The organism is Stenotrophomonas mexicanensis (assembly GCF_032911605.1).
GTDB lineage: Bacteria > Pseudomonadota > Gammaproteobacteria > Xanthomonadales > Xanthomonadaceae > Stenotrophomonas > Stenotrophomonas maltophilia_A.
The window spans coordinates 1-12,619 of the sequence record NZ_JAWJTG010000069.1; the positions used below are offsets into that span (position 1 = coordinate 1).

Consider the following 12,619-nt stretch of genomic DNA (forward strand, 5'->3'; position numbering starts at 1 on the left):
GAGGGGATTAAGTCGTTTGTGGCACAAACGACTTAATCCCCTCCGTCCCCTTTTTCATCCCTGTGCCTGCAGCCATTCGCGGAACCGCTTCGCCGGCTCACGCTCGGCACGCGAGCGCAGTCGCGTGAGCCAGTAGCGCCCCAGCTCCAGCGTGATGCTGAATGGCTGCAGCAGGCGACCCTCGGCCAGTTCCTGCTCGAACATGCGCAGCGGCAGCAGCGCCACGCCGGCACCACCCACCGCGGCCATCGCCACCGTCAACGACGAATCAAACACCGGCCCGCGGGCTTCCACGCCACTCACTCCTGCCGCCTGCAGCCAGCGCGGCCATTCGTCGCTGCGGTAGGAGCGCAGCAGGGGCAGGGTGCCCAGGTCGCGTGGCTGTTTGAGCCGCCGCGCCAATGCCGGTGCGCACAGCGGTGCAAACGGCGCGTCGAGGATCGCTGTGCAGGCCTGGCCCTGCCAGTCGCCATCACCGAAGCGGATCGCCAGGTCCAGCCCCTCGCCGGCCAGATCAATGCGATTGTTGTGGGTCTGCAGTCGCAGCTCGATGTCCGGGTGCGCGGCCTCGAACGCAGCCAGCCGTGGCAGCAGCCAACCGGTGGCGAAGGTGCCGACCACGCCCAGCGTCAGTACTTCACGGGCCGGGCCACCGGTGTAGCGCGCGATGCTGGCCGAGATGCGCTCGAACGATTCGTTGAGCACCGGATACAGCGCCGCGCCCTCCTCGGTGAGCGCCACGCCGCGCGGCAGGCGATGGAACAGACGGATGCCGAGCCGGTCCTCCAGCCCGCGGATCTGGTGGCTCAGCGCGGCCTGGCTGACGCACAGCTCCAGCGCGGCACGGGTGAAGTTCTGGTGGCGTGCGGCCGCCTCGAAGGCACGCAGGGCGTTCAGCGGCAGGGTGGGGTGCAGCATCGGAGTAGTCGTGAGCCAGGGTGATGGCTGATCCTACCTTCCCAGTAGCCAGTTCAGAAGAATTAAAGGGTTGATTGCGACAGGCATTAATTCAGCTAATGCCTTCCGCTGATTTTTCGCGCTGGTCGCCTGCGTGCGAGGCTTCAATAATCGGGCGGTCCCCAGGAGAACCCCGCATGCTCGCCCGTCGCCGATTCCTGCAGTTCAGTGGTGCCGCTGTTGCTTCCTCGCTTGCCCTGCCGTTGCTGGCCCGTGCGGCGGGCAAGATCGCCGCCAGTGCACCGACCGATGCCGTCCTCACCGCCGCCACCGACTTCGCCGCACTGGAAAAGGCCTGTGCCGGACGCCTCGGCGTGACCCTGTTGGACACTGCGAGCGGTCGCCGCATCGGTCATCGCCAGGACGAGCGTTTCCCGATGTGCAGCACGTTCAAGAGCGTGCTGGCCGCCACCGTGCTCAGCCAGGCCGAGCGCAGGCCCGCGTTGCTGGACACGCGCGTGCCGGTGCGCGATGCCGACCTGCTCTCGCACGCGCCGGTCACCCGCCGCCACGCCGGCAAGGACATGACCGTGCGCGATCTGTGCCGTGCCACGATCATCACCAGCGACAATACTGCCGCCAACCTGCTGTTCGGCGTGGTCGGTGGCCCGCCCGCGGTGACTGCGTTCCTGCGCGCGAGCGGTGATGCGGTGAGCCGCAGTGATCGCCTGGAGCCGGAGCTGAACAGCTTTGCCAAGGGCGATCCGCGCGACACCACCACGCCGGCGGCGATGGCTGCGACCCTGCAGCGCGTGGTGCTGGGCGAGGTGCTGCAGCCGGCGTCGCGGCAGCAGCTGGCCGATTGGCTGATCGACAACGAAACCGGCGACGCCTGCCTGCGCGCGGGCCTGGGCAAGCGCTGGCGCGTCGGTGACAAGACTGGCAGCAACGACGAGGACGCGCGCAACGACATCGCCGTGCTGTGGCCCGTGGCCGGCGGCGCACCGTGGGTGCTGACGGCTTATCTGCAGGCAGGTGCGATCAGCTACGAGCAACGCGCTACCGTGCTGGCACAGGTGGGGCGGATTGCCGACCGGTTGATCGGATGAGGTAACCGGGGTCATTCAAAAGTGGCTTGCCGGATCGGTTCGGCGCGCGCATCCTGCGCGCGTTCGAATCACACGGAAGTCCCCCATGAGCCATGAACTGATCTACCTGCTGCTGATCTTTGCGCTGCTGGTGATCCCACGCGCGCTGCAGCGTTTCAGCCTGCCCGCGCCGCTGACCTGCCTGCTGTTCGGCATCATCGGCATGCTCTGGCTGGGCGACCAGGCGCACGACTCGGTGATCGGTCTGTTGGCCACGCTGGGCATTTCCTCGCTGTTCCTGTTCGCCGGCCTGGAAGTGGATCTGCAGGCGCTGCGCCGTGGCATGTGGCCGCTGCTGGCGCATCTGGTGATCCGTACCGGCACGCTGTTCGGTGTGGGCTGGCTGGCCTGGCGCTACGCGGGGCTGCCGTGGCAGGCCGCCGGCCTGCTGGCGCTGGCGCTGCTGACGCCGTCCACCGGCTTCATCATGGATTCGCTGTCGCGGCTGGGCCTGAGCGAGGACGAGCGGTTCTGGGTGACCAGCAAGGCCATTGCCGGTGAACTGCTGGCGCTGGCGGCGTTGTTCATCGTGCTGCAGGCCGGTGATCCGGGCCACATGGCGCTGTCCAGCCTGGCTCTGCTGGCAATGATGGTCGGCCTGCCGCTGCTGTTCATCGCGCTGGGCCGCTGGGTGGCGCCGCATGCGCCGGGCTCGGAGTTCTCGCTGCTGGTGATGGTCGGCATGGTCGCGGCGTACATCACCTATCTGCTGGGCGTGTACTACCTGGTCGGTGCTTTCATCGCCGGCCTGGTCGCGCGCCTGCTGCACCAGCGCATGCCGCTGCTGGCCTCGCACGAGAACCTGCATGCGCTGCGCCTGTTCGCCTCGTTCTTCGTGCCGTTCTATTTCTTCAATGCCGGCACCAAGGTGCCCAGCGAAGCACTCAGCTTCGAGGCGCTGGGGCTGGGCATCGTGATCACCCTGGTGGTGCTGCCGCTGCGCATCGGCGTGGTCTGGCTGCAGCGCCGGGTGATGTTCGGCGAGAGCTTCCGCAGCAGCCTGAGGGTCTCGCTGGCGCTGGCGCCGACGCTGATCTTCACCCTGGTGCTGGCCGCGATCATGCGCGAGCGCTTCCAGATCCCGGCGGTGCTGTTCGGAGCGCTGCTGCTGTATGCGGCGCTGACCACGCTGCTGCCGTCGCTGGTGTTCCGCACGCCGTTCGATGTCGATCCGGTTGAACAGGAACCTGCGGGTGAAGGCGAAGCCGCGCCGGTGGCGGCCACCGAAACGCTGCCAGCGGCATCTGCAGTCGATCGCTGAGCGGATGCTGCGCGTGCGGTTTGCGCACTTCGGCCATGGCCGTTAGGGTTGGGGCATGAAACTGCCTGCCGTTGTCACCGCTTCCGCCCTCCTGCTCAGCCTTGCTGCGTGTTCGCAGCGCTCCGATACGGTCGCCCATGATCTGGCGACCGCACCGGCCGATGCCTTCATGGCCGCCATCGCCGCGCATTGCGGCCAGGCTTACGCCGGCAAGGTGGTGGAGGACACGCCGGCACCGACCGGCAAGGATCCGTTCGCCGGGCAGCGCCTGGTCATGCATGTGCGCGGCTGTGCCGATCCGGCGCACGAGCTGCGCATCCCGTTCCATGTCGGCGATGACCACTCGCGGACCTGGGTGCTGACCCGTACGGAAACCGGCCTGCGCCTGAAGCACGACCATCGCCACGAAGACGGCAGCCCCGACGCGATCACCCTGTACGGGGGCGACAGCACGCCGCCGGGCACCGCCGAGCGCCAGCAGTTCCCCGCCGACGCCGATTCGGTGGCGATGTTCCGCCGCGCCGACATGCTGGCCTCCACGCACAACACCTGGGCGATGGAGATTGATCCCGACCAGACCTTCGTCTACGAGCTGACCCGCCCGGAGGGCCGCCGCTTCCGCGTGCAGTTCGACCTGAGCAAGCCGGTTGCCCTGCCGCCTGCACCGTGGGGCGACGACAAAGCGTCCGCCCCGTGATCCCAGGGTCGGATCCCTCCTGCGGAGGGCCCCGACCCCAGAAGGACCCTCAGTAGATCCACGCCATGCGTGGATGCGGGATACCGGACCGGGGCCAGAGCCCTGGCCGTCGGCCAGGGATCCGGCCGTGTACTTACCGCGTACCGAAACGCGCGCGGCAGCCGTTGCTCACCCACACCTGGCCACGTGAGTAGCCCCAGCTGCGGCCTTCCTGGCAGGCACTGCCGGACAGCTGCTGCTGCAGCACCGGGCGGCCCTGGCGCTCATCCCAGTCGCAGGTCTGCGAGCGGTTGTTGTTGCTGCTGCAGGTAACCGAGTAATTGCTGTTGCCGCCGCCCCAGCCACCGCCACCACCGCCCCAGCCGCGGGCTTCGGCGAATTCGGCACGGCAGCCGCCACTGACCCAGACCGCGCCGTTGCGCACGCCCCAGGTACGCCCTTCGTTGCAGGGGCTGCCGGACAGCTGGCGGACCAGGCGGGCATTGCGCCAGCCGACCGGGCAGCTGCGCTCACGGTTGTTCTGGCTCTCGCAGCGGATGGTCTCGCCAGGCCGGCCGTTGTTGCCGCCCCAGCCACCGCCATTGCCATTGCCGCCGCCCCAGCCACCGCGGGCCTCCACGAATTCGGCGCGGCAACCGTTGGTGACCCAGATGCTGCCGTTACGGCTGCCCCAGGTGCGTCCTTCATCGCAGTCCGAGCCGGACAGCTGGCGCACCAGCTGCGCATTGCGCCAGCCGGTGTTGCAGACCCGTTCGCGGTTGTTCTGGCTTTCGCAGCGGACCACGCCGCTCTGCGCATGCGCGGAAGGGGCGGGCAGGGCAAGGGTGCCCGCGGCACCCAGGCTGAGGGTTACGGCCAGGCTGGCCAGGGACAGCGGTTTCATGGCGGCATCCCATACGGTGGCAGGTGCCCGACTATAGGGAGGGGGGCGATCAAGCCGGTGTGACTGGCCGGATTTGCCCCGGCCGGGGCCTCGGCCGCAGAATACGAGGCTTTCCGGCCCCCATCCGGTGCCGGCGTTCTCCAGCGGAGCTTCCCCCCCATGCGTACCCACTTCTGCGGCCTGGTCGATGAGACCCTGATTGGCCAGACTGTCACCCTCGCCGGCTGGACCGACGTGGCCCGTAACCAGGGCGGCGTCTGCTTCATCGATCTTCGAGATCATGAAGGCATCGTGCAGGTGACCGTGGAAGTCGACAACGCCGACGTGTTCGCCGTGGCCGCGTCGCTGGGCTACGAGGACGTGCTGCAGGTGGAAGGCGTGGTGCGTGCCCGCCACGCGGTGAACGACAAGATGCGCACCGGCAAGGTGGAAGTGATCGCCACCGCCATCACCGTGCTGAACAAGGCCGCGCCGCTGCCGTTCCACGCCCACGAGAATCCGGGCGAGGAAACCCGCCTGAAGTACCGCTACCTGGACCTGCGCCGCCCGGAAATGCAGCGCATGCAGCGCACCCGCATCAAGCTGGTGCAGGCCCTGCGCCGCCATCTGGACGAAAAGGGCTTCCAGGACATCGAGACCCCGATCCTGACCAAGGCCACCCCGGAAGGCGCGCGCGACTTCCTGGTGCCGGCGCGCATGCACCCGGGCGAGTTCTACGCCCTGCCGCAGAGCCCGCAGCTGTTCAAGCAGATCCTCATGGTGGCCGGCTTCGACCGCTACTACCAGATCGCGCGCTGCTTCCGCGACGAGGCCCTGCGTGCCGACCGCCAGCTGGAATTCACCCAGCTGGACATGGAGTTCGCCTTCGTTCGCGAACGCGACGTGCAGGACTTCGTCGAGGACATGATCCGCGCCATCTTCAAGGAAGTGGTCGACGTCCAGCTGGATGCCAGCTTCCCGCGCATGACCTGGGCCGAGGCAATGCGTCGCTACGGCTCGGACAAGCCGGACCTGCGCATCGCGCTGGAGCTGGTCGACGTGGCCGAGCTGGTCAAGGACAGCGAGTTCGCCGTGTTCACCGGCCCGGCCAATGACGCCGAAGGCCGCGTCGCCGCGCTGCGCATCCCGGGCGGTGCAGCGCTCAGCCGCAAGCAGATCGACGAATACGCAGCGCATGCCGCCAAGTACGGCGCCAAGGGCCTGGCCTACATCAAGATCGCCGACAACGGCGAAGTCAGCTCGCCGATCCAGAAGTTCTTCAGCGAGGAATCCTTCGCCGCCCTGGTCGCGCACGTCGGTGCCGGCAACGGCGACATCGTGTTCTTCGGTGCAGGCGGCTACAACAAGGTCTCCGACTTCATGGGCGCGCTGCGCCTGAAGGCCGGCAAGGACTTCGGCCTGATCGCCGATGGCTGGGCCCCGCTGTGGGTCACCGACTTCCCGATGTTCGAATGGGACGACGAAGCGCAGCGCTACGTCGCCCTGCATCACCCCTTCACCGCACCGGCGGTGGACGACATCGCCGACCTGCGCGCCAATGCCCGTACCGCCGTTTCGCGCGGCTACGACATGGTGCTCAACGGCAATGAAATCGGCGGCGGCTCGATCCGTATCCACCGTCCGGACATGCAGAGCGCGGTGTTTGAACTGCTGGGCATCGGCGCCGAAGAGGCCCGCGCCAAGTTCGGCTTCCTGCTCGACGCGCTGAACTACGGCGCGCCGCCGCACGGTGGCATCGCCTTCGGTATCGATCGCATCGCCGCGCTGATGGCCGGCACCGAGTCGATCCGTGACGTCATCCCGTTCCCGAAGACCACCGGTGCACAGGATCTGATGACCGATGCGCCGTCGCCGATCGTCGACGTGCAGCTGGCCGAAGTACACATCCAGGTTCGCCCCAAGACCAACTGATCAGGAGATCCAGGCAATGACCGAGTTTGCGTTTTCGCTGGAGTGGGAAAAGCTGGGCAATGAAGGCTCCGAGGCCACCCTGGTCACCGAGCGTGCACGCGTGTTCGGTGGTTGGCTGGTCCGTGTCGGTACCAACCCGGCGGCGATGGCCCTGACCTTCGTCGCCGACGGCGAAGGCCGTTGGGACGGTGAAGACTTCGGCGTCGAGGATTACGAGGACGACGAAGAGGAAGAGTACGACGAGGACGAGGAAGGCGAAGAAGAGGACGAGGACGAGGACGAAGAGGAATACGAGGAAGAGGACGAGGAAGAAGAAGCGGAATCGCCTGAAAAGGCTTGACCCGCGCTTCGCCCTGACGTCAACTTCCTGCATGTATTCGATCCGCCGCGCCACCGTGGACGACGCGCCGACCCTGTCGGCGCTGGCTGCCCGCACGTTTACCGAAACCTTCGGCCATCTGTATCCGCCGCAGGACCTGCAGGCCTTCCTCGAGGAGGCCTACACGGTCGAGCGCCAGCGCGTGATCCTGGCCCACCCGGATTACGCGGTGTGGCTGCTGGAGCTGGACGGGGAGGCGGTCGGCCATGCCGCCGCCGGCCCCTGTGGCCTGCCGCACCCGGACGTGAAGCCCGGTGACGGCGAACTCAAGCGCCTGTACCTGATCAAGACGCAGCAGAGCTGCGGCTGGGGCAGCCGCCTGCTGGAAACCGCGCTGGCCTGGCTGGAACACGAAGGCCCGCGCACGCTGTGGCTGGGCGTGTGGTCGGAGAACTTCGGCGCACAGCGTTTCTACGCCCGCTATGGATTCGAGAAGGCCGGCGAGTACCTGTTCCCGGTCGGTGATACCCAGGACCTCGAGTTCATCCTGCGCCGCGCACCGCGCGCGACCTGACGTTCACCGCCGCTTGCTGCGCGCGCGTGTTCAATCACCGTACGTTTCCGCCCCGCTGACCGCCAGGCTGTTTGCATGACTCCCCCCGTATTGCTGCTGCATGGCATCTGGAATGCCCGTGCCTGGGTCGGGCCGCTGGCCTGGCGCCTGCGCGCGCGTGGTTTCCAGGTGCACGCGTTCGGTTACTCCTCGGTGTTCGGTGGCCCCGACGTGGCCGTGCCGCAGCTGCTGGAGCGGCTGGCCGATGCCGGCCCGTTGTCGCTGGTCGGCCACAGCCTGGGGGGATTGCTGGCGCTGGAGGCCTTGCGCCGCCAGCCGCAGCTGGACGTGCAGCGCGTGGTCTGCCTGGGCTCGCCGCTGCGCGGCAGTGGCACTGCGCGTTCGCTGTCCGAGCACGGCTGGGGCCTGGCGTTGGGGCGCAGCAGCGATCTGCTGCTCGATGGCCTGCCGGACTGGCAGGGCAGGGCCGAGGTTGGCCTGATCGCCGGTTCGGTGCCGCACGGGCTGGGCAGCCTGCTGGGCGCCATCGACGATGCCTCCGACGGTACCGTGGCCCTGGCCGAGACACGCCTGCCGGGCCTGGCCGACCATTGCGTGGTGCGCACCAGCCACAGTGGCCTGGTGGTATCGCCCGATGCCGCGCGGCAGACCGCGCATTTCCTGCGCCACGGCCAGTTCGATCACAGCCGCGACGCCGCCGCTGCGTAAGGCGGTTCGCCGGGCAGGGCGGTGCACTCTCGGTAGCGCCGGGCCATGCCCGGCGGCAGTAGATCCACGCCATGCGTGGATGGCGCCCTCCCGATATCCCTTCGGCCCTAGACACGGTTGCCGCCCCCGATCAGGTAGAATCCGCGCCTTGATCCTGAAGCAGCCAGACGGTAGCACCCATGGGTAGAGGCCCCTCCATCGAAGCCCGCAAGAACGCGTCCGACGCGAAGCGCGGCAAGATTTTCACCAAGATCATCCGCGAGATCGGCGTTGCCGCGCGCGGCGGTGGAGGCGACCCCAACAACAATCCGCGCCTGCGTGTGGCCGTGGACAAGGGCCTGGCCGTGAACATGTCCAAGGACGTGATCGAGCGCGCCATCAAGAAGGCTACCGGCGAACTGGAAGGCGTCGATTACGAGGAAATCCGCTACGAGGGCTACGCCCCGGGTGGCGTGGCCGTGATCGTCGACTGCCTGACCGACAACCGCGTGCGCACGGTGGCCGATGTCCGCCATGCGTTCAGCAAGTGCGGCGGCAACATGGGCACCGAAGGCTCGGTTGCCTTCATGTTCAAGCGCCTGGGCGTGCTCAGCTTCGCCCCGGGAGCCGAGGAGGAAGCCATCACCGAAGCGGCCATCGAGGCCGGCGCCGATGACATCGTGGTCTACCCGGACGACGGCTCGATCGACGTGGTCACCAGCCCTGACGCGTTCAACGCGGTCAAGGATGCGATGGCCGCCGCTGGCCATGTCGCCGACCACGCCGAAATCACCTTCCGCGCGGACAACGACATCAAGGTCGAGGGCGAGGTTGCCCTGCAGGTCAAGAAGCTGCTGGACATGCTTGAAGACCTGGACGACGTGCAGGACGTGTACTCCAACGCCGAACTCGGCGCCGACGCCTACGCCTGAGCCGTCCTCGACGGCCTGGGCGCGGGCCGTTGAACGGTCACCGCGGACAGTCATGAGCCCATACGCCTGCCAGCGCCTCCCGTTCCGCCCCGCCAGGAGTGCAGCATGACCCGCATCCTCGGCATCGACCCCGGTTCGCAGCGGACCGGGGTCGGCATCATCGATGTCGACGCCACCGGCCGTGTCAGCCACGTGCACCACCAGCCGCTGGTGCTGCTCGGCGCCGACGATTTCCCGCAGCGCATGAAGCTGCTGGTGCTGGGCCTGGCTGACCTGTGCCGCGAGTACCAGCCGCAGGAAGTGGCCATCGAACGCGTGTTCATGGCCCGCAACCCCGATTCGGCGCTGAAGCTGGGCCAGGCCCGTGGCGCGGCCATTTCCGCCGTGGTGCTGCGTGACCTGCCGGTGCACGAATACGCCGCCAGCGAGATCAAGTTGGCGGTGGTCGGGCGCGGTGGCGCCGAAAAGCAACAGGTTCAACACATGGTCGGGCTCATGCTCAACCTGAAAACCAAGCTGCAGGCCGACGCGGCCGACGCGTTGGCAGTGGCGATCACCCATGCCCACGTAAGGGCAACGGCCAACCGCCTGGGGCTCAGTGCCCGCCAGGCGTGGGGCCGCAAATGAGGAGCTGCACGCAATGATCGGTCGACTGCGCGGCATCGTCGCCTACAAGGCGCCGCCGTGGCTGGTGGTGGACGTGAACGGAGTGGGCTACGAGCTGGAGGCGCCGATGAGCACCTTCTACGACCTGCCCGAGCTCGGCCGCGAGGTCACCCTGTACACCCATTACTCGCAGAAGGAAGACAGCGTCTCGCTGTACGGCTTCCTGCGCGAAGGTGAGCGGCGCCTGTTCCGCGACGTGCAGAAGGTCAGTGGCATCGGCGCGAAGATCGCGCTGGCGGTGCTGTCCGGCGTCACCGTCGAGGAGTTCGCGCGCATGGTCCAGGCCGGCGACATCACCGCGTTGACCCGCATCCCCGGCATCGGCAAGAAGACCGCCGAGCGCATGGTGCTGGAGCTGCGCGACCGCGCTGCCCAGTTCGGTGCCGGCGGCGCGCTGCCCACCGGCAGCGGCCCGGCCCCGGCCGACCCGCTCTCCGATGCCACCGTGGCCCTGCAGCAGCTGGGCTACAAGCCGGCCGAAGCGGCGCGCATGGCTCGCGATGCCTTCAATGAAGGTGACGAAGTGGCCACCGTGATCCGCAAGGCGCTGCAGTCGGCACTGCGCTGACCCGCCTTCCCTTCCCCCAACCCACCGCCTGAGCCTCGCCAGGAGTCCCATGTCCAGCAGTCAAACCCCGCACGCGGCCGCCCAAGGCGGTCATGGTCACGCCCCTCCAGCCGGAGGCCTGGCGCTGATCATCGGTGCGATCGGCGTGGTCTTCGGCGATATCGGTACCAGCCCGCTGTACACCCTGAAGGAGGCGTTCTCGCCGCACTACGGGCTCAACAGTGACCACGACACCGTGCTGGGCGTGCTGTCGCTGGCGTTCTGGGCGCTGAACATCGTGGTCACGCTGAAGTACGTGACCATCATCATGCGCGCCGACAACGACGGCGAGGGCGGCATCATGGCGCTGATGGCGCTGACCCAGCGCACGCTGCGCAACGGGTCGCGCTCGGCCTATGTGGTCGGCATCCTCGGCATCTTCGGTGCCTCGCTGTTCTTCGGCGATGGCGTGATCACCCCAGCGATATCGGTGCTGGGTGCGGTGGAAGGCCTGGAAGTTGCCGCGCCAGGACTGCACGCCTTCATCGTTCCGATCACCGTGGTGGTGCTTCTGGCGGTGTTCGCGGTACAGCGCTTCGGCACCGCGAAGATCGGCAAGCTGTTCGGGCCGATCACCTCGATCTGGTTCATTTCGCTGGCGGCGATCGGCATCTACAACATCGTCGATGCACCGGAAGTGCTGAAGGCGTTCAACCCGTGGTGGGCAATCCGCTTCTTCATGGAGCATGGCTGGCACAGCATCTTCATCCTCGGTGCGGTGGTGCTGGCAGTGACCGGCGGTGAGGCGCTGTACGCCGACATGGGCCACTTCGGTGCCAAGCCGATCCGCCACGCCTGGTACTTCTTCGTGCTGCCGTGCCTGGTGCTGAACTACCTGGGGCAGGGTGCGCTGGTGCTCAACCACCCCGAGGCGGTGAAAAATCCGTTCTTCGAAGCGGTGCCGTCGTGGGCGCTGTATCCGATGATCATCCTGGCCACCATGGCCGCGGTGATTGCTTCGCAGTCGGTCATCACCGGCGCGTTCTCGGTCTCGCGCCAGGCCATGCAGCTGGGGTACATCCCGCGCATGCGGATCAAGCACACCTCGCACGACACCATCGGCCAGATCTACATCCCGGGCATCAACTGGGGTATCGCGGTGATGGTGATCGGCCTGGTGCTGGCCTTCCGCAGCTCGTCCAACCTGGCCGTGGCCTACGGCATCTCGGTGTCGGCCACCATGCTGATCGACACCCTGCTGCTGGCCCTGGTGGCGCGCTCGCTGTGGCCGAAGGCGCGCAAGTGGATCCTGCCGCTGTGTGTGGTGTTCTTCGTCATCGACCTCGGCTTCGTCATCGCCAACGGCGCCAAGCTGCTGCAGGGCGCCTGGTTCCCGGTGGTGCTGGGCATCTTCCTGTTCACCATGATGCGCACCTGGCGCCGTGGCCGCGAGCTGCTGCGCGATGAGATCCGCAAGGACGGCATCCGCCTGGACACCTTCCTGCCAGGCCTGATGCTGGCGCCGCCGGTACGCGTGCCGGGCACCGCGGTATTCCTCACCGCCGACCCGACCGTGGCTCCGCATGCGCTGATGCACAACCTCAAGCACAACAAGGTGCTGCACGAGCGCAACGTGTTCCTGCACGTGGAAACCCTGCCCATTCCCTATGCGATGGAAGGGCAGCGGCTGAAGATCGAATCGGTGGGCGACGAGTTCTACCGCGTCTACGTGCGCTTCGGTTTCATGGAGACCCCGGACGTGCCGCTGGCGCTGATGCGCTCGTGCGACCACGGCGGCATCTACTTCGACCCGATGGACACCACCTTCTTCGCCAGCCGCGAAACCATCGTCGCCACCGCCAACCGTGGCATGCCGATCTGGCGTGACAAGCTGTTCGCGCTGATGCACAGGAACGCCGCTCCGGCGACCGGGTTCTTCCGGATTCCGGGCAACCGCCTGGTTGAACTCGGCGCGCAGGTGGAGATCTAATCTCCACCTGCGCTACGTCCCACGATTTGCTGCGCAAACCGTGGGTCCCGCGCGCATTCCACCTTATCCCCGCGCCTGTCGGCGCGCCCCCTTGAACAACAAGGGGG

13 protein-coding genes are annotated in these 12,619 nt (G+C 67.4%); 11 read left to right on the plus strand and 2 right to left on the minus strand.

Annotated elements, in window-relative coordinates:
• Positions 1 to 54 precede the first annotated feature (54 nt).
• Positions 55 to 918, minus strand: a complete 864-nt coding sequence (ampR, locus tag R1L06_RS19785) for a LysR family transcriptional regulator AmpR (protein ID WP_317218552.1) — start codon at positions 916 to 918, stop codon at positions 55 to 57.
• A 176-nt stretch (positions 919 to 1,094) separates the two neighbouring features.
• Between ampR and blaL2 the strand changes: the two genes are divergently transcribed.
• The 3 genes from blaL2 (at position 1,095) to R1L06_RS19800 (ending at position 4,003) form a co-directional block, all read left to right on the plus strand.
• Positions 1,095 to 2,006 carry a L2 family extended-spectrum class A beta-lactamase gene (gene blaL2 / locus R1L06_RS19790; protein ID WP_317218553.1) on the plus strand — a complete coding sequence of 304 codons (912 nt, stop codon included), beginning with the start codon at positions 1,095 to 1,097 and terminating at the stop codon, positions 2,004 to 2,006.
• 85 nt (positions 2,007 to 2,091) lie between these two features.
• Positions 2,092 to 3,306 (plus strand): cation:proton antiporter, encoded by a 1,215-nt coding sequence (locus R1L06_RS19795; protein WP_317218554.1) that lies wholly within the window; start codon positions 2,092 to 2,094, stop codon positions 3,304 to 3,306.
• Between the two features lie 55 nt (positions 3,307 to 3,361).
• Positions 3,362 to 4,003, plus strand: a complete 642-nt coding sequence (locus tag R1L06_RS19800) for a hypothetical protein (RefSeq protein WP_049422905.1) — start codon at positions 3,362 to 3,364, stop codon at positions 4,001 to 4,003.
• Positions 4,004 to 4,136: 133 nt separating this feature from the next.
• Here the strand turns inward: R1L06_RS19800 and R1L06_RS19805 are convergent, their stop codons facing one another.
• Entirely contained in the window at positions 4,137 to 4,886 is a 750-nt protein-coding gene (locus R1L06_RS19805) for a DUF3011 domain-containing protein (protein WP_182266580.1), read from the minus strand.
• Between the two features lie 159 nt (positions 4,887 to 5,045).
• Between R1L06_RS19805 and aspS the strand changes: the two genes are divergently transcribed.
• The 8 genes from aspS (at position 5,046) to R1L06_RS19845 (ending at position 12,512) form a co-directional block, all read left to right on the plus strand.
• Complete coding sequence (aspS, locus tag R1L06_RS19810) at positions 5,046 to 6,797, plus strand: aspartate--tRNA ligase (protein ID WP_317218555.1); 1,752 nt, start codon at positions 5,046 to 5,048, stop codon at positions 6,795 to 6,797.
• 16 nt (positions 6,798 to 6,813) lie between these two features.
• Complete coding sequence (locus R1L06_RS19815; RefSeq protein ID WP_317218556.1) at positions 6,814 to 7,137, plus strand: DNA primase; 324 nt, start codon at positions 6,814 to 6,816, stop codon at positions 7,135 to 7,137.
• Between the two features lie 31 nt (positions 7,138 to 7,168).
• Complete coding sequence (locus R1L06_RS19820) at positions 7,169 to 7,690, plus strand: GNAT family N-acetyltransferase (protein WP_032128533.1); 522 nt, start codon at positions 7,169 to 7,171, stop codon at positions 7,688 to 7,690.
• Positions 7,691 to 7,765: 75 nt separating this feature from the next.
• On the plus strand, positions 7,766 to 8,398 hold the full coding sequence (locus tag R1L06_RS19825; RefSeq protein WP_032128532.1) for an esterase/lipase family protein: 633 nt from the start codon (positions 7,766 to 7,768) through the stop codon (positions 8,396 to 8,398).
• Positions 8,399 to 8,577: 179 nt separating this feature from the next.
• Positions 8,578 to 9,309 (plus strand): YebC/PmpR family DNA-binding transcriptional regulator, encoded by a 732-nt coding sequence (locus R1L06_RS19830; RefSeq protein WP_317218557.1) that lies wholly within the window; start codon positions 8,578 to 8,580, stop codon positions 9,307 to 9,309.
• A 105-nt stretch (positions 9,310 to 9,414) separates the two neighbouring features.
• Positions 9,415 to 9,936 (plus strand): crossover junction endodeoxyribonuclease RuvC, encoded by a 522-nt coding sequence (gene ruvC / locus R1L06_RS19835; protein WP_032128530.1) that lies wholly within the window; start codon positions 9,415 to 9,417, stop codon positions 9,934 to 9,936.
• Between the two features lie 13 nt (positions 9,937 to 9,949).
• Positions 9,950 to 10,543 carry a Holliday junction branch migration protein RuvA gene (gene ruvA, locus R1L06_RS19840; protein ID WP_005410756.1) on the plus strand — a complete coding sequence of 198 codons (594 nt, stop codon included), beginning with the start codon at positions 9,950 to 9,952 and terminating at the stop codon, positions 10,541 to 10,543.
• 49 nt (positions 10,544 to 10,592) lie between these two features.
• Positions 10,593 to 12,512, plus strand: a complete 1,920-nt coding sequence (locus R1L06_RS19845; protein ID WP_317218558.1) for a potassium transporter Kup — start codon at positions 10,593 to 10,595, stop codon at positions 12,510 to 12,512.
• Positions 12,513 to 12,619: the final 107 nt, after the last annotated feature.

Bases quoted from the DNA above. Each gene is read 5' to 3' on its own strand.
- R1L06_RS19825 (WP_032128532.1), top strand. From the start codon at position 7,766: ATGACTCCCCCCGTATTGCTGCTGCATGGCATCTGGAATGCCCGTGCC.
- ampR (WP_317218552.1), bottom strand. From the start codon at position 918: ATGCTGCACCCCACCCTGCCGCTGAACGCCCTGCGTGCCTTCGAGGCG.
- R1L06_RS19795 (WP_317218554.1), top strand. From the start codon at position 2,092: ATGAGCCATGAACTGATCTACCTGCTGCTGATCTTTGCGCTGCTGGTG.
- ruvA (WP_005410756.1), top strand. From the start codon at position 9,950: ATGATCGGTCGACTGCGCGGCATCGTCGCCTACAAGGCGCCGCCGTGG.
- R1L06_RS19845 (WP_317218558.1), top strand. From the start codon at position 10,593: ATGTCCAGCAGTCAAACCCCGCACGCGGCCGCCCAAGGCGGTCATGGT.
- R1L06_RS19800 (WP_049422905.1), top strand. From the start codon at position 3,362: ATGAAACTGCCTGCCGTTGTCACCGCTTCCGCCCTCCTGCTCAGCCTT.
- R1L06_RS19820 (WP_032128533.1), top strand. From the start codon at position 7,169: ATGTATTCGATCCGCCGCGCCACCGTGGACGACGCGCCGACCCTGTCG.
- R1L06_RS19805 (WP_182266580.1), bottom strand. From the start codon at position 4,886: ATGAAACCGCTGTCCCTGGCCAGCCTGGCCGTAACCCTCAGCCTGGGT.
- aspS (WP_317218555.1), top strand. From the start codon at position 5,046: ATGCGTACCCACTTCTGCGGCCTGGTCGATGAGACCCTGATTGGCCAG.
- R1L06_RS19815 (WP_317218556.1), top strand. From the start codon at position 6,814: ATGACCGAGTTTGCGTTTTCGCTGGAGTGGGAAAAGCTGGGCAATGAA.
- blaL2 (WP_317218553.1), top strand. From the start codon at position 1,095: ATGCTCGCCCGTCGCCGATTCCTGCAGTTCAGTGGTGCCGCTGTTGCT.
- ruvC (WP_032128530.1), top strand. From the start codon at position 9,415: ATGACCCGCATCCTCGGCATCGACCCCGGTTCGCAGCGGACCGGGGTC.
- R1L06_RS19830 (WP_317218557.1), top strand. From the start codon at position 8,578: ATGGGTAGAGGCCCCTCCATCGAAGCCCGCAAGAACGCGTCCGACGCG.